This window comes from uncultured Microbacterium sp., assembly GCF_947632095.1.
In the GTDB taxonomy this organism is placed as follows: domain Bacteria; phylum Actinomycetota; class Actinomycetes; order Actinomycetales; family Microbacteriaceae; genus Microbacterium.
In genome coordinates this window covers 1-23,591 of record NZ_CANROA010000022.1, presented here as the reverse complement: position 1 = coordinate 23,591, position 23,591 = coordinate 1, and the positions used below count along the sequence as shown (strand labels likewise).

Annotated in this window: 27 protein-coding genes; 18 read left to right on the top strand and 9 right to left on the bottom strand. The window is 67.9% G+C overall.

Annotation, left to right across the window (positions count from 1 at the left end; translation table 11 throughout):
- Positions 1-6 precede the first annotated feature (6 nt).
- Genes Q0Z66_RS07535 through Q0Z66_RS07525 form a run of 3 tightly spaced genes read right to left on the bottom strand, consistent with a single transcriptional unit; the run spans position 7 to position 3,162 of the window.
- Positions 7-1,074 (bottom strand): low specificity L-threonine aldolase, encoded by a 1,068-nt coding sequence (locus Q0Z66_RS07535; RefSeq protein ID WP_298039716.1) that lies wholly within the window; start codon positions 1,072-1,074, stop codon positions 7-9.
- 5 nt (positions 1,075-1,079) lie between these two features.
- Positions 1,080-1,748 carry an SDR family oxidoreductase gene (locus Q0Z66_RS07530; protein ID WP_298039714.1) on the bottom strand — a complete coding sequence of 223 codons (669 nt, stop codon included), beginning with the start codon at positions 1,746-1,748 and terminating at the stop codon, positions 1,080-1,082.
- Positions 1,741-3,162, bottom strand: a complete 1,422-nt coding sequence (locus tag Q0Z66_RS07525) for a DUF6421 family protein (RefSeq protein ID WP_298039712.1) — start codon at positions 3,160-3,162, stop codon at positions 1,741-1,743. Before Q0Z66_RS07525 ends, Q0Z66_RS07530 begins: the two co-directional genes overlap by 8 nt.
- A 72-nt stretch (positions 3,163-3,234) precedes the next feature.
- Here Q0Z66_RS07525 and Q0Z66_RS07520 point away from each other — a divergent pair, with 72 nt between their 5' ends.
- Entirely contained in the window at positions 3,235-3,681 is a 447-nt protein-coding gene (locus Q0Z66_RS07520) for an Lrp/AsnC family transcriptional regulator (protein ID WP_298039710.1), read from the top strand.
- 60 nt (positions 3,682-3,741) lie between these two features.
- Positions 3,742-4,710, top strand: coding sequence for a 1,4-dihydroxy-2-naphthoate polyprenyltransferase (locus tag Q0Z66_RS07515; protein ID WP_298039708.1), 969 nt, complete (start codon positions 3,742-3,744; stop codon positions 4,708-4,710).
- Between the two features lie 9 nt (positions 4,711-4,719).
- Here the strand turns inward: Q0Z66_RS07515 and Q0Z66_RS07510 are convergent, their stop codons facing one another.
- From Q0Z66_RS07510 to Q0Z66_RS07500, 3 genes are read right to left on the bottom strand one after another with little or no spacing between them, the layout of a single operon-like run.
- On the bottom strand, positions 4,720-4,920 hold the full coding sequence (locus Q0Z66_RS07510) for a hypothetical protein (RefSeq protein ID WP_298039705.1): 201 nt from the start codon (positions 4,918-4,920) through the stop codon (positions 4,720-4,722).
- A 5-nt stretch (positions 4,921-4,925) separates the two neighbouring features.
- Positions 4,926-5,897, bottom strand: coding sequence for a hypothetical protein (locus Q0Z66_RS07505; RefSeq protein ID WP_298039702.1), 972 nt, complete (start codon positions 5,895-5,897; stop codon positions 4,926-4,928).
- Between the two features lie 22 nt (positions 5,898-5,919).
- Complete coding sequence (locus Q0Z66_RS07500; RefSeq protein WP_298039699.1) at positions 5,920-6,225, bottom strand: DUF4229 domain-containing protein; 306 nt, start codon at positions 6,223-6,225, stop codon at positions 5,920-5,922.
- A 65-nt stretch (positions 6,226-6,290) separates the two neighbouring features.
- Here Q0Z66_RS07500 and Q0Z66_RS07495 point away from each other — a divergent pair, with 65 nt between their 5' ends.
- On the top strand, positions 6,291-6,638 hold the full coding sequence (locus tag Q0Z66_RS07495) for a PLD nuclease N-terminal domain-containing protein (protein WP_298039697.1): 348 nt from the start codon (positions 6,291-6,293) through the stop codon (positions 6,636-6,638).
- Positions 6,635-8,308 carry a 2-succinyl-5-enolpyruvyl-6-hydroxy-3-cyclohexene-1-carboxylic-acid synthase gene (gene menD, locus Q0Z66_RS07490; protein ID WP_298039694.1) on the top strand — a complete coding sequence of 558 codons (1,674 nt, stop codon included), beginning with the start codon at positions 6,635-6,637 and terminating at the stop codon, positions 8,306-8,308. The genes Q0Z66_RS07495 and menD overlap by 4 nt, the downstream gene beginning before the upstream one ends.
- 30 nt (positions 8,309-8,338) lie before the next feature.
- Here the strand turns inward: menD and Q0Z66_RS07485 are convergent, their stop codons facing one another.
- The gene (locus Q0Z66_RS07485) at positions 8,339-9,193 is read right to left on the bottom strand and encodes a polyphosphate kinase 2 family protein (protein ID WP_298039691.1); all 855 of its coding nucleotides are present in this window, start codon (positions 9,191-9,193) and stop codon (positions 8,339-8,341) included.
- 53 nt (positions 9,194-9,246) lie between these two features.
- Positions 9,247-10,512, bottom strand: coding sequence for an isochorismate synthase MenF (locus Q0Z66_RS07480; RefSeq protein ID WP_298039688.1), 1,266 nt, complete (start codon positions 10,510-10,512; stop codon positions 9,247-9,249).
- A 76-nt stretch (positions 10,513-10,588) separates the two neighbouring features.
- Between Q0Z66_RS07480 and ubiE the strand changes: the two genes are divergently transcribed.
- The 4 genes from ubiE (at position 10,589) to Q0Z66_RS07460 (ending at position 15,013) form a co-directional block, all read left to right on the top strand.
- Positions 10,589-11,335 carry a bifunctional demethylmenaquinone methyltransferase/2-methoxy-6-polyprenyl-1,4-benzoquinol methylase UbiE gene (gene ubiE / locus Q0Z66_RS07475; protein WP_298039685.1) on the top strand — a complete coding sequence of 249 codons (747 nt, stop codon included), beginning with the start codon at positions 10,589-10,591 and terminating at the stop codon, positions 11,333-11,335.
- Positions 11,336-11,356: 21 nt separating this feature from the next.
- Positions 11,357-12,418, top strand: coding sequence for a polyprenyl synthetase family protein (locus Q0Z66_RS07470; protein WP_298039682.1), 1,062 nt, complete (start codon positions 11,357-11,359; stop codon positions 12,416-12,418).
- 53 nt (positions 12,419-12,471) lie between these two features.
- Positions 12,472-13,845: an FAD-dependent oxidoreductase gene (locus Q0Z66_RS07465; RefSeq protein ID WP_298039679.1), complete on the top strand. Its 1,374-nt coding sequence runs from the start codon at positions 12,472-12,474 to the stop codon at positions 13,843-13,845.
- A 97-nt stretch (positions 13,846-13,942) separates the two neighbouring features.
- On the top strand, positions 13,943-15,013 hold the full coding sequence (locus Q0Z66_RS07460) for an alpha/beta hydrolase (RefSeq protein ID WP_298039676.1): 1,071 nt from the start codon (positions 13,943-13,945) through the stop codon (positions 15,011-15,013).
- A gap of 94 nt (positions 15,014-15,107) precedes the next feature.
- On the opposite strand, the gene Q0Z66_RS07455 is transcribed toward Q0Z66_RS07460, so the two are convergent.
- Complete coding sequence (locus Q0Z66_RS07455; RefSeq protein ID WP_298039674.1) at positions 15,108-15,596, bottom strand: YajQ family cyclic di-GMP-binding protein; 489 nt, start codon at positions 15,594-15,596, stop codon at positions 15,108-15,110.
- A 102-nt stretch (positions 15,597-15,698) separates the two neighbouring features.
- On the opposite strand from Q0Z66_RS07455, the gene Q0Z66_RS07450 reads away from it, so the two are divergent.
- The 10 genes from Q0Z66_RS07450 to Q0Z66_RS07405 all read left to right on the top strand — a co-directional run.
- A complete protein-coding gene (locus Q0Z66_RS07450; RefSeq protein WP_298039673.1) occupies positions 15,699-16,031 on the top strand; it encodes a PadR family transcriptional regulator in 333 nt (110 codons plus the stop codon).
- On the top strand, positions 16,028-16,666 hold the full coding sequence (locus Q0Z66_RS07445) for a hypothetical protein (protein ID WP_298039670.1): 639 nt from the start codon (positions 16,028-16,030) through the stop codon (positions 16,664-16,666). The genes Q0Z66_RS07450 and Q0Z66_RS07445 overlap by 4 nt, the downstream gene beginning before the upstream one ends.
- A gap of 62 nt (positions 16,667-16,728) precedes the next feature.
- Entirely contained in the window at positions 16,729-16,893 is a 165-nt protein-coding gene (locus Q0Z66_RS07440; RefSeq protein ID WP_298039667.1) for a hypothetical protein, read from the top strand.
- 97 nt (positions 16,894-16,990) lie between these two features.
- Positions 16,991-18,115: an ABC transporter gene (locus Q0Z66_RS07435; protein ID WP_298039665.1), complete on the top strand. Its 1,125-nt coding sequence runs from the start codon at positions 16,991-16,993 to the stop codon at positions 18,113-18,115.
- Entirely contained in the window at positions 18,112-18,645 is a 534-nt protein-coding gene (locus Q0Z66_RS07430) for a hypothetical protein (RefSeq protein ID WP_298039663.1), read from the top strand. Before Q0Z66_RS07435 ends, Q0Z66_RS07430 begins: the two co-directional genes overlap by 4 nt.
- Positions 18,646-18,672: 27 nt before the next feature.
- Entirely contained in the window at positions 18,673-19,320 is a 648-nt protein-coding gene (locus tag Q0Z66_RS07425) for a spermidine/putrescine ABC transporter substrate-binding protein (protein WP_298039660.1), read from the top strand.
- A gap of 204 nt (positions 19,321-19,524) precedes the next feature.
- Positions 19,525-19,893, top strand: coding sequence for a 30S ribosomal protein S12 (gene rpsL, locus Q0Z66_RS07420; RefSeq protein WP_298039658.1), 369 nt, complete (start codon positions 19,525-19,527; stop codon positions 19,891-19,893).
- Positions 19,894-19,898: 5 nt separating this feature from the next.
- Complete coding sequence (gene rpsG, locus Q0Z66_RS07415) at positions 19,899-20,369, top strand: 30S ribosomal protein S7 (RefSeq protein WP_298039655.1); 471 nt, start codon at positions 19,899-19,901, stop codon at positions 20,367-20,369.
- Positions 20,370-20,455: 86 nt separating this feature from the next.
- Complete coding sequence (gene fusA, locus Q0Z66_RS07410; RefSeq protein WP_298039652.1) at positions 20,456-22,570, top strand: elongation factor G; 2,115 nt, start codon at positions 20,456-20,458, stop codon at positions 22,568-22,570.
- A gap of 164 nt (positions 22,571-22,734) precedes the next feature.
- Positions 22,735-23,591, top strand: an 857-nt coding sequence (locus Q0Z66_RS07405; RefSeq protein WP_298039649.1) for an elongation factor Tu, incomplete at its 3' end; no start/stop codon positions are given.

Sequence of the window (23,591 nt, the reverse complement as noted above, 5' to 3'; positions counted from 1 at the left end):
AAGAGATCAGCCCCGCGTGAGCCGGCTGATCTCGGCGATGAACTCATCGACGTCGGATTCGGCGGTGTCGAAGCTGCACATCCAGCGCACTTCGCGCCGGGTCGCATCCCAGTCGTAGAAGCGGAACCTCTCGCGCAGGCGGTCGGCCACGCCCTCGGGCAGGGTCGCGAAGACGCCGTTGACCTGGGTGGGCTGGGTGAATTCGACGCCACGGATCGTGTCGTCGGCAACGCCCTGCTCGACCCCGGTGCGCAGGCGTGCGGCCATGGCGTTGGCGTGGCGGGCGTTGCGCAGCCAGAGGTCGCCCTCGAGCAGGGCGATGAGCTGCGCCGAGACGAAGCGCATCTTGGAGGCGAGCTGCATCGAGAACTTGCGTCCGAAGATCAGGCCGTCGGATGCTGCGGGGTCGAGGACGACGATCGCCTCGCCGAGCATCGCGCCGTTCTTCGTGCCGCCGAAGCTGAGCACGTCGACTCCGGCGTCGCTGGTGAATGCCGCGAGCGGGAGGTCGAGGGCGGCGGCGGCATTGGCGATGCGGGCGCCGTCCATGTGCAGGCGCATGCCGTGCCGGTGTGCGTGCTCGGCGAGCGCGCGGATCTCGTCGGGCGTGTAGAGCGTGCCGAGTTCGGTCGACTGGGTGATCGAGACGACCAGGGGCTGCGCGCGGTGCTCGTCACCCCAGCCCCAGGCTTCGCGGTCGACGAGGTCCGGTGTGAGCTTGCCGTCCTCGGTGGGCACGGTGAGCAGCTTCATGCCGCCCATGCGTTCGGGGGCGCCGCCCTCGTCGACGTTGATGTGCGCGGTGGATGCGGTGATCACGGCCCCCCAACGCGGCAGCATCGACTGCAGGCCGACGACGTTCGCGCCGGTTCCGTTGAAGACGGGGAAGGCCTGGACGCCGTCGCCGAAGTGCGAGGCGAAGACCTCCTGCAGGCGCTCGGTGTAGGCGTCCTCCCCGTAGGCGATCTGGTGTCCGCCGTTCGCGGCGGTGATCGCCGCGAGCACCTCGGGGTGGATGCCGGAGTAGTTGTCGGACGCGAATCCGCGCACCTGGGGGTCGTGAAGCATGCTCATCCTGTTCAGCCTAGGTCGGTGACCCATGGCAGGTCGATGGTGCGATCGTTGAGATCGGCGGGGTCGTGGTTCCAGAGTGCGGCGATCGCGGCTGCGAGGTCGGCGGGCTGCAGGGTGCGGGCGCGGAAGACGACGGATGCTGCGCGCAGCGGTTCGCCCGAATCCCGGGCGCTCTTCGCGAATCCGTGCGCGACGGCGCGCGTCCACGCTTCGCCGGCGGCCTTCATCGCGGCATAATTCGCGCCTCCGGCGAGGGGGCGGGCGACGGCGGTGGAGGACACGGTCGCGAAGCGCCCGGCATCTGATGCGCGCAGCGCCTGGTCGAAGGCGTGCGAAGTCGCCCGGATTGCGCCGAATGCGGGGAGGAGGGCAGCGAGGTCGTCGTCGCTCTGCCCGGCGAGTCCTCCGCCACCGCGCCAGCCGCCGACGAGCGGGATGACGCCGTCGACGGCACCGAGCCGCGCGGCGAGGGCGGTCATGTCGTCGAGGGAGGAGGCATCCGCCACGACCGTCTCAGCACCGGTCGCATCGAGGGCGGCCAGCCTCTCAGCAGTGCGCCCGGTTGCGATGACGCGGGCCCCCGCCTCGCGCAGCGCGCCGGAGACGGCGAGGCCGGCCGCGCTCGTCGCGCCGGCGAGCACGATCACGCGTCCGGAGGCGGTGGGCTCAGTCATCGCCCGCCCGGATGCCCGCGGTCGAGGCGATCACCTCGCGCATCTTCTTCTCGAGTGCTTCGAAGAACATCGACAGGGGGAACTCGTCGTCGAGCACGGCATCCGTGTATCCCTTGGGTGCCCCGGCGAGGATCTCATCCGGCAGGCCCCGGGCCCAGAGCGATGCCGGGTTCGGGGCGACGACGCCGCGCACGAGGTCGTAGGCGGCGAGCCAGTGCGCGGTCTTGGGGCGGTCGATCGAGCGCCAGTACAGATCATCGATCGCCTCGCCGAGGGCGATCACGGCATCGGGCACCTCGTCCCAATCGAACGACAGCGCGGTATCGGTCCAGTGCAGCACGCCCCGCTGGTGCAGCCAGGCGAACAGCAGTTGTCCGCCCAGTCCGTCGTAGTTGCGCGCACGGGAGCCGGTGATCGCGAAGCGGAAGATCCGGTCGAAGATCACCGCGTACTGCACGAGCTCCGCATGCTCGCGCATCTGCTGCTCGAGGGGGGAGAGGTCATCGGCGATGCCGAGGCGCCGCGAGATCGCCACCGATTCGCGGAAGGCCGTCAGATCGCACCGCAGCTCCTCGAGCGAGTAGAGGAAGTAGGGCATGCGCTGCTTGATCATGAAGGGGTCGAAGGGCAGATCGCCGCGCATGTGCGTGCGGTCGTGGATGAGATCCCACATGACGAAGGTCTTCTCGGCGAGGTCTTGATTGTCGAGAAGGCGGGCGGCGGGCTCGGGGATGTCGAGCTTCGTGATCCCGGATGCTGCGCGCACCACGCGCCGGTATCGTGCCGCTTCGCGGTCCTGGAAGATCGCGCCCCACGTGAACGCCGGGATCTCGCGCATCGCCACGGTCTCGGGGAAGAGGACGGCGGAGTTCGTGTCGTACCCCGGCGTGAAGTCGATGAGCCGCAGCGAGACGAACAGGCGGTTGCCGTAATCGCCGGTTTCGAGGGCCGCGATGAATTCGGGCCAGATGGTCTCGACGATCAGCGCTTCCACGCAGCGATCGGGGGAACCGTTCTGCGTGTACATCGGGAACACCACGAGGTGACGGATTCCGTCGACGCGGTGCTGCTGCGGCTGGAACGCCACGAGTGAGTCGAGAAAATCCGGAACACCGAACCCCTCCACCGCCCATTTCTCGAAGTCGCGGACGGAGGCGGCGAGATAGGCGGCGTCATGGGGGAACGAGGGCGCGAGCGCGCGGATGCCGGCGATGATCGCCGCCACATGGTTCGCGGCTTCGGCGACCGGGCCCGTGACCGAGCCGTCCTTCGTCTGCAGAGCGCGAAGCGCGATCGCCGCATCCTTCAGCTGCCGCCACGCCGCAGATGACTCGGCGACGGAGGCGTCCTCGACGACCTCGGGCTCGCCGATCACGGGAGAGGTCAGAGTGGTGTTCTGAGTCTGAGTGGGCATCATCGCCTCCGATCGCGACAAAAGTCGGAATATTTCCGGCAGAAAAGATTCAGTGCAGATATTCTTCCACTTATGGAAGATGCTGTCGACCGCCAGATCCTCGCCGCGATCTCCCGCGACGCCCGGGCCACGCTCGCCCAGTTGTCGGATGCCGTGGGGCTGTCGAGCTCCGCCGTGCAGTCGCGGCTGCGGCGGCTCGAATCCCGCGGCGTCATCACCGGGTACCGACCGATCCTCGATCCCGATTCCCTCGGCAAACCCCTCGCCGCCTTCATCGAGATCACCCCGCTCGACCCCGGCCAACCCGACAACGCCCCCGATCTGCTCGCGCCCCTCAGCGAGATCGAGGCGTGCCACTCGATCGCCGGCGATGCCAGCTACATGCTGTTCGTCCGTGTCGCATCGCCGCGCGCACTCGAGAAACTCGTCGCCGATATCCGCGCCGCGGCGAACGTCAGCACCCGCACGACGGTCGTGCTGCAGACCTACTACGAGAACCGTCCGATCGTCGCCGACTGAGTGCGAGTGCACGCCCCGCCGAGCGCAGATGCATCAGCGCCGCGACTAGGATTCTGAAGCGTGGCAGCATCCTCGAAACGCACGAAGCAGGCAGCGAAGCGCAAGCCGGTCCGCACGAGCGGGAACCCCGCCCGACGCCCCATCGTCGAAGCGCCCCCGGTCACCGCGAAGGACTGGATCGGCGCCGCACGTCTGCGCACCCTGCCGCTCGCGGTCGCCCCGGTCATCATCGGCACGGGCGCCGCGCAGATCGTCGACTCGGCGTTCCACTGGGTCATCGCCCTCGCGTGCCTCGCGGTCGCCGTGCTGCTGCAGATCGGCGTGAACTTCACGAACGACTACAGCGACGGCATCCGCGGCACCGACGCCCATCGTGTCGGACCCGCCCGCCTCACCGCCTCCGGCCGTGTGCCCGCGAAGACCGTGCTGAGGATCGGACTGGTGTTCTTCGCGCTCGCCGCAGTCGTGGGCCTGGCGATCATCATCCGCACGGGCCAGTGGTGGATGCTGGCGGTCGGCGCCGCCTGCATCGTCGCGGCATGGTTCTACACCGGAGGCAAGCGCCCCTACGGGTACATGGGTCTCGGCGAGGTCTTCGTCTTCGTCTTCTTCGGTCTCGTGCCTGTGCTCGGCACGACCTGGGTGCAGGCCTTCGTGCTTCCCGACGAGGCCTGGTTGGGGGCGGTAGCCGCCGGACTCTTCGGCTGCGCCGTGCTCCTCGCGAACAACCTGCGCGACATCGACGAGGACCGACTCGTCGGAAAGCGCACCCTGACGGTGAAGATCGGCAAGCGCGCCACACAGATCGTCTACACGGCGTTCGTCATCGTGCCGTTCCTGATCAGCGCGTTCCTGGCGCTGTTCTATCCGATCGCGTGGCTGGCGCTGCTGGCCCTGCTCGCGGGGCTCCCAGCGATCGCGATCGTCTGGTCGTACCAGCGAGCCCGTGAACTCGTCGTCGCCCTCGGACTCACGTCCCTGACGGCGCTCGCATACGCCGGCGCGCTGTACTGGGCGTTCGCCGGCTGAATCGCGCTCTCACAGAACGCTGGCGTTGGTGTTGCCGGACGGGTAGGCATGGGGAAGGCGGTAGCCGAACTCCTCGCGGAGCATCTGTGACGCCGCATCGACCCGCGTGCGCACGAGCGCCAGCACGGCGAGGCCGATCAGGCCGATGATTGCTGCGGCCGGCATCCATGCCAGAGCCTGCCAGGGGCCGTACGCGAGGAATCCGAGCACGATGATCAGTACCTCGTGACCGCGTCGACGGCGTCGGTGCGCCGGGTAGCGGCATCCAGCGCCACGGAATGATCGCGGGCGGAGGCGGTCCTCCCGCGAACGCGCTTGATTGTTCGGCGCAGATCGATGAGATCCGCGACCCATGTTGCGAGAAAGATCACGGCGCAGACCATGAGGACGAGTGCCGCGACCAGCCAGGGGAGGCCCGGTGCGAACACTCGGGTGAGGATGAGCACGACGATGTCGAGGAGGACCACCCACCTCGCGATCGCTGAGATCCGGCCTGCTGTCGTGATCTCTCTGCGGTCGCGGTCGCGGATCGTCGCCTTCAGCTCACGGTTCTTCTTAGCTATGTAAAAGTGCTCGCGGCCTTGCAACCCGCGGGCCTCGCCGGGAACAGTATCGGCGACCGTGCGCCTCCACTGCCAGGAGCGCAGGACGGGGACGAAGATCAGAGCCGCGAGCATCAGACCGATGACCAGGAACGTCAGCGTCACCGCGAGGGGAATGCTGGCCGCAGCGCACACGGCTGCCGCCAGGAGGACTACCGCCGCGATAATGATGATGCTCGCGAGAGCGGGTGCATAGGGCGAACCGTTGACCGCCCCGAGAATCATGACACTCGCGCGGATCGCATTCCGATTCGCGGAAGAACGCGCGAACATATCCGCGAGAGCCAGGCGACGTGAGGTGAGGGCGAAACCGCTGGCCAGGCTGAACAGCGCGATACCCGTGAAGCTCGCGACCAGCGGGCCGCCGAGGAGGGAGAGCAGATCGTCGGCGCCCGAGTAGTACCGCTCGGGAAGCGCGAACACGGCGAGGAAGACGAACGCGAGCACTAGCCCGGCGCCCGTCGCCGCGGCCCAGAGCTTCTGCACGATGCTGTCGGTCAGCAGCATCGCCCGCGTCGGGGCCATCTCGGGGCGGCGGTAGCGCTCATCCCCGACGAAGGGGTAGTCGATCCGCCAGGTCTTCATCGGCGCCGGTTCTCCGGTCGGGTCAGCGGTCGGTGTCGGCTTCGGCGTCGAGCACTGCGTCCTCGGCGTCGGCATCCTGCTCTGCCGCGCTCTGGTGGCCGGTGGCCTCGCGCTCGGTGCGGCGCTCGTACATCTTCGAGGACGCTCCGCTCAGCGGCTCGCGCAGGAACAGGATCGAGATGCTCATGCCGATGAGGGCGGCGAAGATCGCGGTGAGCCACCACAGCTCGCGCATGATCGGGAAGAACACCCACATGATGGCAAGGGGGATGAGGAAGGCCAGCAGCCGCAGTACGGAGTACACGAGCAGGGGAGGCAGCTTCTTCATGCCCCCATTCTACGTCCGGTGCACGGTCCGACCTCCGGGAACGGTTCCCGGCCTAGACTGAATGCGTGGCGCGAATACTGATCGTCGGCGGCTTCCTCGCCCTCATCTTCTGGATCTTCAGCATCGTCGACTGCGCTGTGCAGCCGTCGACGCGGCACCGTGGTGTCCCCAAGGGCGCGTGGGTGGCCATCGTCATCCTGATCCCGGTCATCGGCGGCATTCTCTGGTTCGTGCTCGGCCGTCGCCGCGCGGGAGAGCTCGGTTCCGAGCGACTGACCCTGCCGGACGACGATGCGGAATTCCTGCGCAGCATCAGCACGAACGAGCAGGATGAACGCATCCGTCGACTCGAAGAGGAGCTCGCGCGCCTCGACGACGAGACGGACGGCCCGGCGGCGGATCCTCGCGCATGACGGCATCGCCGGCGGCGGATGCTGCGGCTGCTCTGCTCGCCGACCTCGTGGCACACGGTGTCCGCGATGTCGTGATCTCACCGGGTTCGCGCTCGCAGGCGCTGGCTCTGGCGGCCACGAGCCTCGCCCGCACGGGCGCGCTTCGTGTGCATGTGCGCATCGACGAGCGCGTCGCCGGTTTCACGGCCCTCGGACTGTCTCGGGAGACCCGGGTGCCGACCGCGGTGATCTGCACCTCCGGCACCGCGGTCGCGAATCTTCTGCCCGCCGTGATGGAGGCCTTCCACGCCGGTGTTCCGCTGCTGCTGCTCACCGCAGACCGCCCGCCCGAGCTGCGGGGGGTCGGCGCGAACCAGGCGACCGTCCAGCCGGGTCTGTTCCAGCCGTTCGTCCGCTTCGAGACGGATGCCCCCGTCCCCGGTGACGGCGACTGGCAGGGCCTGGCCGCTCCCGCGGTCGCCGCGGCGATGGGTGTCGCAGGCGAGGGAGTGCCCGGCATCGCGGGGCCCGTCCATCTGAACCTGCCCACCCGCGAACCCCTTTCCGGAGCGCTTCCCGCAGATTTCTCCGCGGTACCCGGAGAAGCACTCGAGCCGGCGTCCGGGCAACTCTTCGAGCCCGCTCGCGGCCCGCGCACGGTCGTGATCGCCGGAGCGGATGCCGGAGCCGAAGCGGAACGGATCGCTCACGAGGGCGGCTGGCCGCTCATCGCCGAGATCGTCAGCGGTGCCCGCTACGGTCGCGGCATCGTGCACGGATACCGTGCGCTGCTGCGCGACCCCGACCTCGGCGGTCGCATCCAACGGGTCATCGTCTTCGGGCATCCGACGCTCAGCCGTGAGATCCCCGCGCTGCTTCGGCGTGACGATGTCGAGGTGATCGCCGTGCACTCTGGTGGTGAGACGCTGAACCTCGACGGACGCACCCGCGCCGTGGCATCCATCGGAGCCATCCCGGATGCCCCGCAGGAGGCGGAACGCGCCTGGATGGGGGAATGGATGCGGGCATCCGCCGCCTCCGTCGTCGACCTCACCGCTCCTGCCCCCGACCGTGACGGACTGCACTCGACCGACCCCGCGACGCGGGGGGCGGCGGTGCGGGCCGAACTCGCCGCCGTGCGCCGTCCGCTGGATCGTGCGCTGCTCGTCGATGCCGTGTGGCGGGCGACATGGCCGCACGATCGGCTCGTGTTCGGATCGTCGCGCATCGTGCGCGTCGCCGATGAGCTGCTCGGCGGCAAGAAGGTGCCCGTGCACGCCAACCGCGGACTCGCGGGCATCGATGGCACGATCGCCACCGCGATGGGCATCGCGCTCGCATCGCAGGCCGACGCTGGCGCGGGCGTGACCCGTCTGGTGCTGGGAGACCTGACGTTCCTGCACGACGTCGGCGCGCTGCTGCTGCCGCCCGATGAGGCCGAGCCCCGCATCCAAGTCATCGTCGGCAATGACGGCGGCGGCACGATCTTCGATGGGCTCGAGGTCGCCTCCTCCGCGCCGCGCGATGATCTCGATCGCGCCTTCTACACGCCGCACACGACACGTCTCGAGCATCTCGCGCTCGCCTACGGCTGGGAGTACCAGCGGGTGACGACGCAGGCCGCGCTCGATCAGGTGCTCACCTCTCCGGCCGGCGGTCGGCAGATCATCGAGGTGCCGCTGGAGCGGTAGGCCCGCCCCAGCAGCATCCGGTCCGGCCCGTCAGCTCGCCTCGAGACGAGCGCGCTCGGCCTCGATGTCGAAGTTCGCGGCCGGCCACTGCGGGTCGATGTCCTCGAGGGCCTCGAGAAGCAGCTCCTGCACCGCGAGCCGGGCGTACCACTTGCTGTCGGCGGGGACGACGTGCCAGGGGGCGAAGTCGGTCGACGTGCGCTCGAACATCGCCTGGTAGGCCTCCATGTAGTCGGGCCACAGCAGACGGTCGTCGGTGTCGGCGGGGTTGAACTTCCAGTGCTTGTCGGGGCGGTCCAGGCGCTCCATGAGACGCTTCTTCTGCGCCTCGGGCGAGATGTGCAGCATCACCTTGACGATGCGGGTGCCTGATGCGGCGATGCGCGCCTCGAAGTCGTTGATGGCGCCGTATCGGCGCTCGATCTCTGCCGGCTCCGCGAGATCGCGCACCTTCGCGACAAGGACGTCCTCGTAGTGCGAACGGTCGAAGACGCCGATGAAACCGGGCTTCGGGAGATGCTTCTCGACGCGCCAGAGGAAGTCGTGCGAGAGTTCCTCGGCGGTCGGCGCGCCGAACGCGGCGAGGGTGACGCCCTGCGGGTCCACGCCGCCGACGACGTGACGGATGATGCCGCCCTTGCCCGCGGAATCCATCGCCTGCAGCACCAGCAGCACGGAGTCCTTCGCGACGCCCGCGCGACTGTCGGCGAACAGACGCTCCTGCAGCTCGTCGAGCTCTTCGAAGCCGGAGGCGAGGTCCTTGGCGCCGGAGTGCTTGTCGCCGCGGTATCCCGGGGTCGAGTCCGGATCGACATCGGCGAGCCGGAAGCCCTCTCCGATCTTCAGAGCCGCACTCGGGTTATCGATCCATCCACGCTTCGTCATGCCGACATCCTGGCGTAAACCAGGAACCCGGTGCCGTATTCCCCCGGCGTGGCTCAGGCGAGGGCGTCGACGAGCGGGCGGAACTTCACCCGGGTCTCGAGCAGCTCGGCATCCGGGTCGCTGGCTGCGACGATGCCGCCGCCGGCGAACGCCGTGACGCGGATGTCGCCGTCGCCCTGTTCGAACTGCGCGCAGCGCAGGGCGATGGCCCATTCGCCGTTGCCGTCGGCGTCGATCCACCCGACGGGGCCGGCGTAGCGGCCGCGGTCGAAGGGCTCGATCTCGCGGATCGCTGCCATCGCTGCGGGTGTCGGGGTGCCGGCGACCGCCGCGGTCGGATGCACGGCGCCGACGAGGTCGAGAGACGACTCGCCCTCGCTGAGCTCGCCCGCCACATCGGTGGCGAGGTGGAAGAGATTGGGCAGTTCGAGCAGGAACGGCGTCTCATCCGAGCGGACCGCGCTGACGTGCGGGGCGAGGGAGTCGAGCAGGCTGCGCACAGCATACGCGTGCTCGTCGAGGTCCTTGGGGCTGCTGCCGAGATGAGCGCGGGCGGCGGCATCGTCCGCGGCATCCGCTCCTCGTCCGACGGTGCCGGCGAGCACGCGGGCGGTGACGGTGCGGTCCTGCACGGTGATGAGGGTCTCGGGGCTCGCGCCGATGAGGCCGTCGACGGCGAAGGCCCAGGTGTCGGGGTATCCGGTGGACAGTTCGCGTACCAGCCGGCGGAGGTCCGATGCTGCCGGAACAGTGCCGGCGAGATCGCGGGCGAGCACGATCTTGCTCGCCTCGCCGGCGCCGATGCGGCGGATGGCCTCGCGCACGGCGTCCCGATGCCCCTCGGGGGTCTGGGCGCCGGGGCCGACGGTGCCGGCCCAGTGCGGACCGTACGGGGTCGGGTCGATCGTCGCGTCGGGCCGGTCGGCCGGGAGCTCCTCGCCCTCGGGGGCGATGCGGGTGATCCAGCCGCGACCACCGCTCTTGCCGAGGATCATAGACGGCACGATCAGCACGCTATCGGCGTTCGAACCCTCATCGAACGTCAGGGCGCCGAAGCCGACGAGGCCCGTACCGGGCAGGCCCACGGCGTCATCGACGGATGCCGCGGAGGCCAGCTCCCGCCACTGCTCGGCGATGATCGCGCTGCGCAGCGGACCCCGGCCCGCGGGCACGGCGATCGAGATCTGCACCGGGGCGCCGACGGCGACGATGCCGTCGCCGCGGCGGAGCCAGGCGAGCGGGCGGTCGGGGTCGGCATAAGCCAGCAGATCGTCGACCGGGTCGATCTCGCGGGTCTCGACGATCAAGCGGGTGGTCACCCCTCCAGGATAGTTCCGTACTCCGGGGTCTTCCTCATCCAGCATCCACCGGCCCTGCCCCGCCTAGACTGGACGGGTGACTCAGCCCAACCGCGCCGATCTCGGCAAAGACCCCCAGCGCGTCAGCGGCATGTTCGACCAGGTCGCCGAAGGATACGACCGCACGAACACCGTCATGACGTTCGGCAACGATGCGCTCTGGCGGGCCGCCACGACGCGCGCCATCGCGCCGAAGAAGGGCGAGAGGATCCTCGACCTCGCGGCGGGCACGGCATCCTCGTCGGCCTCGCTCGCGGCATCCGGAGCCGACGTCGTCGCCGCGGACTTCTCGCCCGGGATGCTCGCCGAGGGCAAGCGCCGACACGGACACCTGCCGAACCTCTCGTTCGTCGAGGCGGACGCCATGAACCTCCCGTTCGCGGACGACGAGTTCGACGCGGTCACCATGTCGTACGGCCTGCGCAACGTGCAGCAACCGAAGAAGGCCATCGCCGAACTGCTGCGCGTCACCAAGCCCGGCGGACGCATCGTCATCAACGAGTTCTCGACGCCGCCCAGCCCGCTGTTCCGCGGCTTCTACAACTTCTACAACGCGCAGGTGCTGCCGCGCGTCGCGCGCATCGCCGGCACGAACGCCGAGGCCTACGAATACCTGAACGAGTCGATCCGCGACTGGCCCGACCAGAAGCGCCTCGCCCGGTGGATGCGAGAGGCCGGCTGGTCCGACGTCGCGCACCGCAACCTGTCGTTCGGCATCGTCGCTCTGCACCGTGCCGTCAAGCCGGTTCCGACCTCCTCGTCGTCCGCGACGGAGCAGGCCTGAGCCCCGGGTAGGGTGGATCCCGTGACTTCGAGCCCCGCATCCCCGGGTTCGCGACTCGCGAGCCGTCTCGGCTTCAGCGACCGCGTCTTCATCGGCCCTTCCGCGCGACGCGTCGCGCGCGAGATCGAGGGGGGTCTCGATCTCGTCGAGGCCGGGTTGAGCGAACAGCTCAACTCCACCAATTCGATCGTGAACTCCGCAGAGCGCTATCTCTACGAGGCCGGCGGCAAGCGCATCCGTCCCGTTCTGACGCTCCTGGCCGCGCAGCTCGGCGACGGCAACACCGCGGGCGTGCTCGATGTCGCGATGGCCCTCGAGATCACGCACCTCGGCTCGCTCTACCACGACGACGTCATGGACGGCGCGGACCGCCGACGCGGCGTCCCCTCTGCGCAGACCGTCTGGGGCAACAACGTCGCCATCCTCACCGGCGACCTGCTCTTCTCCCGGGCGAGCAAGATCATGGGACGCAACGGCGACCGTGCGATCGAGCTGCAGACGGCGACATTCGAACGGCTCGTGCTCGGCCAGCTGCATGAGACCGTCGGCGCTCAGCCCGATGACGACCCGATCGACTTCTACATCCAGGTGCTCGCAGACAAGACGGGCTCGCTCATCGCCGCGGCGACGCAGGGCGGCGCCATCTTCTCGAATGCTCCCGACGAGTTCGTCGAGCCGCTGCGCATCTACGGCGAGAAGGTCGGCGTCGCGTTCCAACTCATGGACGACGTGATCGACCTCTCCGCCGACCCCGCGAAGACGGGCAAGGTGCCGGGCACCGACCTGCGCGCCGGTGTGCCGACGATGCCGTACCTCCTGCTGAAGCAGAGCACCGAGACGGATGCCGTGGCACTCGCGGCGCGCATCGACGAGGGCGTGGAGAGCATCGCGGCGGGCGCCGATCCGGCGATCCTCGATGAGGCGATGAACGAGCTCCGCGATCACGCCGTCACCCGCCGCACCCACGAGCTCGCGCGAACGTGGACCGACGAGGCGATCGCCGCTCTGGCTCCGCTGCCCAAGGGCCCGGTCCGCGACGCCCTCACTCGCTTCGCCGAGTCGCTCGCCGACCGCAACAGCTGAACGCACGCATCACGCCGCGGGAGGCCTGCGGCGCAGCATCCGAAAGGACACCCATGACCAAGCTCCGCCTGGCCATCGTCGGAGCCGGCCCCGCCGGCATCTACGCCGCCGACATCCTGCTGAAGACCGAACGTGCCTTCGACGTGTCGATCGATCTCTTCGAGCAGCTGCCGGCGCCCTACGGCCTGGTTCGCTACGGCGTCTCGCCCGACCACCCGCGCATCAAGGGCGTCATCGGGGCTCTGCGCGACGTGCTCGACCGCGGCGACATCCGCGTCTTCGGCAACGTGCGCTTCGGCGAGGACATCACCCTCGACGACCTCAAGAAGCACTACAACGCCGTGATCTTCGCCACCGGCGCGATCCGCGACACCACGATGGACATCCCCGGGATCGACGCCGCGGGATCGTTCGGCGCCGCCGACTTCGTCAGCTGGTTCGACGGGCACCCGGACGTGCCGCGCGAGTGGACGCTGGATGCCGAATCCGTCGCGGTCCTCGGAAACGGCAACGTCGCCCTCGACGTCGCCCGCATGCTCGCCAAGCACGCGGAGGACCTGCTGCCGACCGAGATCCCCGAGAACGTCCACGCCGGACTCCAGGCCTCGAAGATCACGGATGTGCACGTGTTCGGCCGCCGCGGCCCCGCGCAGGTGAAGTTCACCCCGCTCGAGCTGCGCGAGCTCGGTGAGCAGCGCGACGTCGATGTGATCGTCTACGACGAGGACTTCGATTACGACGAAGCCTCGAAGGACGCCATCGCGACGAACAAGCAGGTCAAGGTCATCGACCGCATCCTGCAGTCGTGGCGCGGCAAGCCCGAGACGAACAACGTCGCCCCGACGGCATCGCGCCGTCTGCACCTGCACTTCTGGGCCAAGCCCGTCGAGATCAAGACCGATGAGTCGGGTCGGACCGCCGCGATCGTCTACGAGCGCACCCGCCCGGATGGCGAGGGCGGGATGGTCGGCACCGGCGAACTGCGCGAGATCGCGATCGGCCAGCTCTACCGCGCCGTCGGTTACTTCGGATCGCCCCTGGAAGGCGTGCCGTTCGACAAGAAGCACGGCGTCATCCCCAACCATGAGGGCCAGGTCCTCGCGAAGGACTCCAACGAGCGCATCCCCGGCGTCTACGCCACCGGTTGGATCAAGCGAGGCCCCGTGGGTCTGATCGGCCACACGAAGTCGGATGCCATGGAGACCGTCCAGCACCTCGTCAACGACCAGGCGTCGTGGTGGCAGCCCGAGGACCCGTCCGAGGAAGCCATCCCCGCGCTGCTCGCATCGCGCGGCGTGGCCTGGACCGACCTCGACGGCTGGCACCGCCTCGACGAGCACGAGATCGCCCTCGGCGCGCCGCAGGAGCGCGCCCGAGTGAAGGTGGTCGACCGCGATGAGATGGTGAAGATCTCGCGCGGCGAGTGATCCTCGTACGTCCGGTGGGCCGGGCTCTCGCTTCGCGCGGGCCCGGCCCACCTGTCGTTGAGGAAACGGCATCGCCGACCCCGCTAGATTCGTAGCCATGACGGGGTGGGGCACAGATGTTCTCGGTGATGAATTCGAGCAGCGGACGCTGCAGCTCGGCGACGACGATCAGGGGGAGGTCGTTGCGACGATCGTGCGTGCTCTGCCGGATGCCGTCCCGGAGCCGCCGACCGGATGGGCGAAGCTGCGGCGCCGGCTGAAGGGCCTGCCGCTGAAGGACGAACCGCCGATGCTCGACGGAGTCGATGTGCTCTATGTTCACGGCTGGTCGGACTACTTCTTCCACAAGCGCTTGGCCCGATTCTGGACGACGCGCGGAGCGCGCTTCTTCGCGCTGGACCTTCGCAAGTACGGCCGCAGCCTGCGCGAGGGGCAGACGCCCGGTTACGTCGCCGATCTCGTGACCTATGACGAGGACATCTCTGCGGCACTGGCCGCGATGGCGGAGGACGCCGATACGTCACGGGGACCGCGTCGTCTGGTGCTGCTCGGGCACTCGACGGGCGGACTGGTGCTGAGCCTGTGGGCGGCCCGTCATCCCGATGTCGCGGATGCCCTGGTGCTGAACTCTCCGTGGCTGGAGTTCCAGCTCGCGCCGCTTCGCGCGGCGATCGCCCCGGTCATCGGGCTGCAGGCGCGCTTGCGTCCATTGGATTCCGCTCCGCAGATCGACCTGGGGTTCTATGCCCGCGCACAGGCCGAGGTCGCCGTCGAGGACGACCCGATCGAGACGAATCCGCTGTGGCGGCCGGTGCCGTCGATGTCGGTGCACGCGGGATGGCTGCACGCGATCCTCGACGGGCACCGCCGGGTCAGCGAAGGTCTTGATATCCCGGCTCCGGTCTGCGTTCTGCTCTCAACCCATTCGGCCCTGCCGACGAGATGGTCGGAGGAGCTCACCCGCGCCGACACGGTGCTTGTGGTGGATGACATCGCGCGCAGCGCGCTTCGGCTGGGCCCGTCGGTCACGGTCGAACGGATCGATGGCGCGCTGCACGATGTTTTCCTCTCGCGGCAGGATGCTCGGGACGAGTCCTATGCGCGGATGGAGCGGTGGGTCGCCGGCTGGGTGGCGACATTGCCTCGATACGCGGCGCCGGGCGCCTGAGCATCTTGTCGGGAAGGGCAGGGGCCACTCGTGTGCGCAGAATACGACGGCGGGCGGATGCCGAAGCACCCGCCCGCCGTCAGAGAACTCGGGGTCAGCGGTAGTTGATGAACTGCAGGTCGAGGTCGAGGTCGCTGCCCTTGAGCAGCGAGATGACCGACTGCAGGTCGTCGCGGCTCTTGGACTGCACGCGCAGCTCGTCGCCCTGGATCTGGCTCTTGACGCCCTTGGGACCCTCGTCGCGGATGATCTTGCCGATCTTCTTCGCGTTCTCGGACGAGATGCCGTCCTTGAGGGTCGTGACGATGCGGAACTCCTTGCCGCTGGCGAAGGGCTCACCGGAGTCGAGGCTCTTGAGCGAGATGCCGCGCTTGATCATCTTGGACTGGAGCACATCGAGAACCGCGTTGGCGCGCTCCTCGGTGGAGGCCTTGATGAGGATCGACTCGCCGCTCCACTCGACCGAAGCGCCGGTGCCCTTGAAGTCGTAGCGCTGCTCGACCTCCTTGCGGGCCTGGTTGACGGCGTTCTCCGCCTCCTGCTTGTCGACCTTGCTGACGATGTCGAACGATGAATCTGCCATGGCGCCATCCTACCGATTTCCCCGTGACCGCGGCTTTTTCGCCGATTGGGCGGGTGGGGCATCCATTCTCGCTATCATGCATCGCATGCTAGCTTGTGATGCATGACAGTGGATGTCGGGGCGCAGATGCGCAAGGGAGTGGTCGAGTACTGCGTGCTCGGGCTGCTCGCCCGCGAGCCGATGTACGGCTGGCAACTCGCCGACCGCCTCATCAGCGCAGGCATGATCGGCGGCATCGGAACGCTGTACCCGCTGCTCGCACGGCTGCGCGACAACGGCTGGGTCCTCGCATTCGAACAGGTCTCGGAGGCGGGTCCTGTGCGCAAGTACTACCGGTTGACGGATGCCGGAACCACGCAACTCGCGCAGTTCCGCACCCAGTGGACCCCCTTCGCCCGTGTCGTCACGGGCCTCGTGAATGAGGAGACGAAATGACCGCCACCGATGCGAACCGGCTGCGCGATGAGTATCTGGGCCGGTTGGATGCCGCGATGGGGCAGGTTCCTCACGGCATCGCCGCCGAGGTTCGTGCCGGCATCGAGGAGGAATTGGCAGGGCTGGATGCCGCGACGGTGGTCGATCGCATCGCACAGCTCGGCGATCCCGCGGCGATCGCCCGTGCCGTTCGCGACGAGACCGCGCCCCCGGTGCGTGCGACGGCCGATGCTCCCACGCCGAAGCCAGTGGCGACATCGACCCGAGGATTCGCGATCGGTGCTGCGCTGACCCTCGCCTTCGGAGGGTTCCTCATTCCGATCGCCGGATGGATCGTCGGTGCAGTTCTCGTCGGCCTGAGCTCGCTGTGGAGAGGATGGGAGAAGACGGTCGCGATCGTCGTGCCCTTCCTCGTCATCGCGGTGGTCGTACTCGGGGGTCTTCCGGCATGGGCTGTCAGCACCTCCTCGGAAGTGGAGGCGGTGGAGGTCGGCGGCGACGCGATCGCATCGAACCCGCTGATGCCGACGGCGTACGACATCGCCTGGACGAGCATTGTCCTGCTCGTCGTCCTCGCGGTTCCCGCCTCCGGACTGTGGCTGCTCTGGCGTCTGCGGGGGAGAGCCCGGGCCTGACGGTGCGGACACGCCGATGGGCAGCGCGGTGACTCGCACTCGAGGCGGCGTACCGTTGACACATGGCAAGGGTGGCCGGGCGGAGTCCGGTGTTGAGCTGGCTCGCCGGAATCTTCTGCGCGGGCGTCGTGATCGTTCTGCTCTGGCTGGCGATCCCGATGGGGCCCGTGCTGATCGATTACCTCGGAGACGCGCTGCGCTCGATCGCGCCGCCCGACACGCCGTGATACGGGCCCGGTCGGACGACACGTCGGCACGCCTGCGCTGACGCGAACCCGCGCGGCGATACCCTCGCACTGCAGATATTCGACGAGAGGCGCCCCCATGAGTGACCCCGAGGTCCCCCAGCCCGAACAGCCGGGCGACGTGAACGACGTCGTCGACAGCGCCAACGCCGGTCTCGCCGAGGCCGAAGCAGCCCGTGGCGACGTGCCCGCACCGGAGGAATCCGTCGAGGCGGAGACCGTCGTCGAGCCGGTCTCCGAGGAGGCGGCTGCGCAGGAGCCCGAGAGCATCGCGGCGGTCGTCGAGGAACCGTCTCCCGTCGAAGCCCCGTCTCCTGCCGAGACTCAGGCCCCGGAGATCGACCCCGACCTCGCGGCGTTCGAAGAGGCCGAACGTCTGCACCCCGGAACCTTCGCCCCCGCGGATGCGGCACCCGAGCAGCCGTCGGAGCCTGTCCCGGCTCCGGTCGACGAGCCGAGCGTCGCCCCGACCGAGGGCATCGCATCCGCCCCCGAAGCATCCATCGCCGACACGGCGTACCTGCCGCCCGTCACCCCCGATGCGCCGACCGCGCTGGTCCCCTCGGAGCCGGTGGCCGTCGAGCCCACCCCGGTGGTCGTCCCCGAGGAGACCGACTTCTCGGCCCTCCCGCTCTCGCAGCAGCCGATCTTCGTCCAGGCGCCCGAGCCGCCGCGCGACCGCGGCAACCGCGGCACGGCCGGAGCCATCGGCCTGCTCGCCGCCGTGTCGTTCGCGATCCTCTACCTGGGCGCGATGCTCGGGTTCGGCGCACTCACCGGAGACGTCACCTTCGAGAACATCGGCGACGCCGCGCTGAGCGCACTGACGACCTGGGGACTGTGGGTGCCGGTGGTCGTCTTCTTCCTCGGCTTCTGGTTCCTCGGGTCGATCATCAACCGCGGACGCTGGGGCCTGTGGGTCGTCTTCGGCATCATCGTCGGGGTCTTCGCCTACGCCGGGCACATCCTCGGCCAGCTCTTCGAAGCGCCGTTCTGGTTCATCACGCCGCGTCAGGGCGCGGAGCTCGTCTCCGCAGAGATGCTCGCGCCCCTGGCCATCGCCGCCTTCGTGTTCGGCCGTGAGCTCACCATCTGGTTCGGTGCCTGGGTCGCTCGCATCGGTGCTCGCAAGAGCGCCCTCAACGCAGAAGACCAGCTCGAGTACGAACGCACGCTCGAGGCCGGTCCGACCCTGCCCCGGTGACCACGGATAACACCCCGTCAGACCCCCGCGGATCCGATCCCGCGGGGGTCTCGGCCGTCCTGGCGACGTTGTTCACCACCGTCGGATTCTTCGCCTTCGCCATCCTGGGCCTCGGGGTGCTGAGCTTCTTCGCGGACGTCGACATCATCTCCGTGCCGGGCCTCGGCCCGGTGCCGGCGGCGCTCGGCATGATCTCGGCGATCGCGTGCTTCGCTGCGCTGATCTGGTCCGCCGTTCGGGTGCCGCGCCCGCGATACCGCCCTCTGGTGGCGATCGCCCTGCTCGTCTCGTTGATGCATCTGCTGGCGGTCGCGTTCGCTGCCCTCCTCGTCTCAGGCGAGTTGATCACGGCGCTCGCCGTCATGGGGGATCTGGTGACCAACGGGGCGAGTCTCGTGGTTGCGGCGGCCGCACTCGTCGCCGCTGCCGGGGGAGTGGCGATGCGCCGCACGCGCGGGGGCGCCCCGCGATGGCCCTGGGAGGACGATGAGGGCGAACCGAATGGCACTCCGGACGGAAATCACCGCTGATCCGATGAATCGCCGTACGCTGGTGGCGTGGAGCGGTCGCTAGAGACGCAGGTCGACCAGGCCGTCGAGGCCTGGTTGCGCTGGGTGCCGCGCTGGGAGCCAGCGACGCACCGCGGGCGGGTCGCCCCGTGCCGTCGCTGTCTGGGGTCGCCGATCCTGTCCGCGGTCGGCATCGGCAACGATGTGCCGCACGGCGTGCAGCACGGACTCTCCACGCGCATCAAGGCGATCGTCGACCAGGTGGTGGCCGTCTACACCGAGAAGAACCTGCCGATGCTGCAGAACGAGCTCGATCAGCAAGCGGCCCGCAATCGCGCGCGCAGCTATCGGCCGACGGAGAATCTCGCCCCGGAGTACGAGGGGATGCCGTTGGACCCGGATCCGATCCCCGGCGCTCCCTTCCTTTTCACGATCGCGGGCATGGCGGACGAAGCGGGCGATGAGCTGCCGCCTCTGCCGCCGCTGAGCGAGGATGCCAAAGCCGCGTTGCGCCAGGAGGTCGGGCTGGCCGATGAGTACGCGAATCTCGTCGGTCGCGAGATCTGCGCTCTGTTGCTGACCCATCGGCTCTCGGTGCAGGCCGCGATCTCGCAGTACGTCGAGCCGCAGATCGAGGCGATGCTCTCGGAGCTGACGCAGTCCCTGGACTCGCCGTTCGACCCGGAAGCCCCGTAACGGGAAACATTTGACCGGCCAGGTTACGCGGCATTACACTTGATCAGGTGTGTGCACGTCTTGACGTGCGCACTGGGCTCCGGTCCATACCGGTTCGCCCCCACGGCATACCCATCACACCAAAAGATCAGCGGTCCGTTGATCCGGTGGGTCATGATGTGAAACCCATCACGCTGTCACCGTGCAGCACTAAGAGGAGAGAACGTGCCAACCATTCAGCAGTTGGTTCGCAAGGGTCGTTCGCCCAAGGTCACCACGACCAAGGCGCCCGCCCTGAAGTCGAACCCGCAGCAGGCCGGTGTCTGCACCCGTGTGTACACCACCACCCCGAAGAAGCCGAACTCGGCGATGCGCAAGGTCGCTCGTGTGAAGCTGCGCAACGGCGTCGAGGTCACCGCCTACATCCCCGGCGAGGGCCACAACCTGCAGGAGCACTCGCTCGTGCTCGTCCGCGGCGGTCGTGTCAAGGACCTCCCCGGTGTGCGTTACAAGATCGTCCGTGGCGCCCTGGACACCCAGGCCGTCAAGAACCGTAAGCAGGCTCGTTCCCGCTACGGCGCGAAGAAGGGTTGAGTTAGATGCCTCGTAAGGGTCCCGCCCCGAAGCGCCCCGTTGTCAACGACCCGGTATACGGCGCACCGATCGTCACCTCGCTGGTGAACAAGATCCTCGTCGACGGCAAGAAGTCGCTCGCCGAGTCGATCGTCTACGGCGCCCTCAAGGGTGTCGAGGAGAAGAGCGGCCAGGATGCCGTTGCAACCCTCAAGAAGGCGCTCGACAACGTGCGCCCCACGCTTGAGGTCCGCAGCCGTCGCGTCGGTGGTTCGACGTACCAGGTTCCGGTCGAGGTCAAGCCTCACCGTGCCAACACGCTCGCACTGCGCTGGCTCGTCAGCTACGCGAAGGGCCGTCGTGAGAAGACGATGACCGAGCGTCTGCGCAACGAGATCCTCGATGCGGCGAACGGCCTCGGTGCCGCCGTCAAGCGTCGTGAGGACACGCACAAGATGGCTGAGTCGAACCGCGCGTTCGCTCACTACCGCTGGTAATCAGCTCTGCTCGCCCCCGAAATCCTCGGGGGCGAGCATCCCATTCTTCGCAGACTGACTGCTGCTAGACAGAAAAGGACACTCCCGTGGCACAAGACGTGCTCACGGACCTGAACAAGGTCCGCAACATCGGCATCATGGCGCACATCGATGCCGGCAAGACCACCACCACCGAGCGCATCCTGTTCTACACGGGTGTCAACCACAAGCTGGGCGAGACGCACGATGGTGGCGCGACCACTGACTGGATGGAGCAGGAGAAGGAGCGCGGCATCACGATCACGTCTGCCGCCGTGACCTGCTTCTGGAACAAGAACCAGATCAACATCATCGACACCCCCGGTCACGTGGACTTCACGGTCGAGGTGGAGCGCTCGCTCCGCGTCCTCGACGGTGCCGTCGCCGTCTTCGACGGCAAGGAGGGCGTCGAGCCCCAGTCCGAGACCGTGTGGCGTCAGGCCGACAAGTACAACGTTCCGCGCATCTGCTTCGTCAACAAGATGGACAAGCTCGGCGCCGACTTCTACTACACCGTCGACACCATCGTGAACCGCCTCGGCGCGAAGCCGCTGGTCCTCCAGCTGCCGATCGGTGCCGAGAGCGACTTCATCGGAGTCGTCGACCTCATCGAGATGCGCGCCCTCATCTGGGCCGGCGACTCGAAGGGCGACGTCACCATGGGCGCGTCCTACGAGGTTCAGGAGATCCCCGAGGACCTCAAGGAGAAGGCCGCGGAGTACCGCCAGGCGCTCCTGGAGACCGTCGCCGAGAGCGACGACGCACTCCTCGAGAAGTTCTTCGGCGGCGAGGAGCTCACGGTCGCGGAGATCAAGGGCGGCATCCGCAAGATGGTCGTCGCTTCGGAGATCTACCCCGTGCTCTGCGGATCGGCGTTCAAGAACCGCGGTGTTCAGCCGATGCTGGACGCCGTCGTCGATTACCTGCCGAACCCCCTCGACGTCGGCGCCATCGAGGCGCACGACCCGAAGGACTACGACACGATCATCAAGCGCAACCCGAGCGCCAGCGACCCGTTCGCCGCTCTCGCGTTCAAGGTGGCCGTGCACCCGTTCTTCGGTCGTCTGACCTACGTCCGCGTGTACTCGGGCTCGCTCGAGTCGGGCTCGCAGGTCATCAACTCGACCAAGGGCAAGAAGGAGCGCATCGGAAAGATCTTCCAGATGCACGCCAACAAGGAGAACCCGGTCGACGCGGTCACCGCGGGCAACATCTACGCCGTCATCGGTCTGAAGGACACCACCACCGGTGACACCCTGACCGACCCGGCCGCGCCCGTCGTCCTCGAGTCGATGACGTTCCCCGAGCCCGTCATCGAGGTGGCCATCGAGCCGAAGACCAAGGCCGACCAGGAGAAGCTGGGTGTCGCCATCCAGAAGCTCGCCGAAGAGGACCCGACCTTCCGTACGGAGCTCAACCCCGAGACCGGTCAGACGACCATCAAGGGCATGGGCGAGCTGCACCTCGACATCCTCGTCGACCGCATGAAGCGCGAGTTCAACGTCGAGGCGAACGTCGGAAAGCCCCAGGTGGCCTACCGCGAGACGATCAAGAAGGCCGTCGAAAAGCACGACTACACCCACAAGAAGCAGACGGGTGGATCGGGTCAGTTCGCGAAGATCCAGTTCAACATCGAGCCGCTCGAGGTCTCGGGCGACACGACGTACGAGTTCGAGAACGCTGTCACCGGTGGCCGCATCCCGCGCGAGTACATCGGTTCGATCGACGCCGGTTTCCAGGACGCGATGAACGTCGGCGTGCTCGCCGGCTACCCGATGGTGGGCGTCAAGGCGACCATCGTCGACGGTGCTGCTCACGACGTCGACTCCTCGGAGATGGCGTTCAAGATCGCCGGTTCCATGGGCTTCAAGGAGGCCGTGCGCCGCGCGAACCCCGTTCTGCTCGAGCCGCTCATGGCCGTCGAGGTCCGTACGCCCGAGGAGTACATGGGCGACGTCATCGGCGACCTGAACTCGCGTCGTGGCCAGATCCAGTCGATGGAAGACGCCCAGGGCGTCAAGGTCGTCCGGGCCTCTGTGCCGCTGTCGGAGATGTTCGGCTACATCGGCGACCTGCGTTCGAAGACCTCGGGTCGCGCGGTCTACTCGATGGAGTTCGACTCCTACGCGGAGGTCCCCAAGGCCGTCGCGGACGAGATCGTCCAGAAGACCAAGGGCGAGTAAGCCCTTCGCCCGGGCCGCCCCCTGAACCTGTCGACGGGGGCGGCCCGGACAACTCACAACTTCACAAAGCACTCTCTCTACTAAACTGAGAATCAAACCCCGTAGGGAACCGGTCACAATCCAGTGCCCGGCAATCGCTACACGAACGTCCTGAGGAGGACCCAGTGGCCAAGGCCAAGTTCGAGCGGACCAAGCCGCACGTCAACATCGGAACGATCGGTCACGTTGACCACGGCAAGACGACGCTGTCCGCAGCCATCTCCAAGGTGCTGGCTGACAAGTACCCGTCGGACACGAACGTCCAGCGTGACTTCACGACCATCGACTCCGCTCCTGAAGAGCGCCAGCGTGGCATCACGATCAACATCTCGCACATCGAGTACGAGACGCCCAAGCGTCACTACGCTCACGTCGACGCACCCGGCCACGCCGACTACGTCAAGAACATGATCACCGGTGCTGCTCAGATGGACGGTGCGATCCTCGTCGTCGCCGCCACCGACGGCCCGATGGCTCAGACGCGTGAGCACGTCCTGCTCGCCAAGCAGGTCGGCGTTCCGTACCTGATGGTCGCTCTGAACAAGTCCGACATGGTCGACGACGAGGAGATCCTGGAGCTCGTCGAGCTCGAGGTCCGCGAGCTGCTGTCGAGCCAGGGCTTCGACGGCGACAACGCTCCCGTCGTTCAGGTCTCGGCACTCAAGGCGCTCGAGGGCGACGAGAAGTGGACCGAGCGCATCGTCGAGCTCATGCAGGCCGCGGATGACAACATCCCCGACCCCGAGCGCGACCGCGACAAGCCCTTCCTCATGCCCGTCGAGGACGTCTTCACGATCACCGGTCGTGGAACGGTCGTCACGGGTCGCGCCGAGCGCGGCACCCTCGCGATCAACTCCGAGGTCGAGATCGTCGGCATCCGCGACACCCAGAAGACCACGGTCACGGGTATCGAGATGTTCCACAAGCAGCTCGACGAGGCATGGGCCGGCGAGAACTGTGGTCTGCTGCTCCGTGGCCTCAA

Bases quoted from the DNA above. Each gene is read 5' to 3' on its own strand.
- Q0Z66_RS07535 (WP_298039716.1), bottom strand. From the start codon at position 1,074: ATGAGCATGCTTCACGACCCCCAGGTGCGCGGATTCGCGTCCGACAAC.
- Q0Z66_RS07530 (WP_298039714.1), bottom strand. From the start codon at position 1,748: ATGACTGAGCCCACCGCCTCCGGACGCGTGATCGTGCTCGCCGGCGCG.
- Q0Z66_RS07525 (WP_298039712.1), bottom strand. From the start codon at position 3,162: ATGCCCACTCAGACTCAGAACACCACTCTGACCTCTCCCGTGATCGGC.
- Q0Z66_RS07520 (WP_298039710.1), top strand. From the start codon at position 3,235: ATGGAAGATGCTGTCGACCGCCAGATCCTCGCCGCGATCTCCCGCGAC.
- Q0Z66_RS07505 (WP_298039702.1), bottom strand. From the start codon at position 5,897: ATGAAGACCTGGCGGATCGACTACCCCTTCGTCGGGGATGAGCGCTAC.
- Q0Z66_RS07500 (WP_298039699.1), bottom strand. From the start codon at position 6,225: ATGAAGAAGCTGCCTCCCCTGCTCGTGTACTCCGTACTGCGGCTGCTG.
- menD (WP_298039694.1), top strand. From the start codon at position 6,635: ATGACGGCATCGCCGGCGGCGGATGCTGCGGCTGCTCTGCTCGCCGAC.
- Q0Z66_RS07485 (WP_298039691.1), bottom strand. From the start codon at position 9,193: ATGACGAAGCGTGGATGGATCGATAACCCGAGTGCGGCTCTGAAGATC.
- Q0Z66_RS07465 (WP_298039679.1), top strand. From the start codon at position 12,472: ATGACCAAGCTCCGCCTGGCCATCGTCGGAGCCGGCCCCGCCGGCATC.
- Q0Z66_RS07460 (WP_298039676.1), top strand. From the start codon at position 13,943: ATGACGGGGTGGGGCACAGATGTTCTCGGTGATGAATTCGAGCAGCGG.
- Q0Z66_RS07455 (WP_298039674.1), bottom strand. From the start codon at position 15,596: ATGGCAGATTCATCGTTCGACATCGTCAGCAAGGTCGACAAGCAGGAG.
- Q0Z66_RS07450 (WP_298039673.1), top strand. From the start codon at position 15,699: ATGACAGTGGATGTCGGGGCGCAGATGCGCAAGGGAGTGGTCGAGTAC.
- Q0Z66_RS07445 (WP_298039670.1), top strand. From the start codon at position 16,028: ATGACCGCCACCGATGCGAACCGGCTGCGCGATGAGTATCTGGGCCGG.
- Q0Z66_RS07440 (WP_298039667.1), top strand. From the start codon at position 16,729: ATGGCAAGGGTGGCCGGGCGGAGTCCGGTGTTGAGCTGGCTCGCCGGA.
- Q0Z66_RS07435 (WP_298039665.1), top strand. From the start codon at position 16,991: ATGAGTGACCCCGAGGTCCCCCAGCCCGAACAGCCGGGCGACGTGAAC.
- rpsG (WP_298039655.1), top strand. From the start codon at position 19,899: ATGCCTCGTAAGGGTCCCGCCCCGAAGCGCCCCGTTGTCAACGACCCG.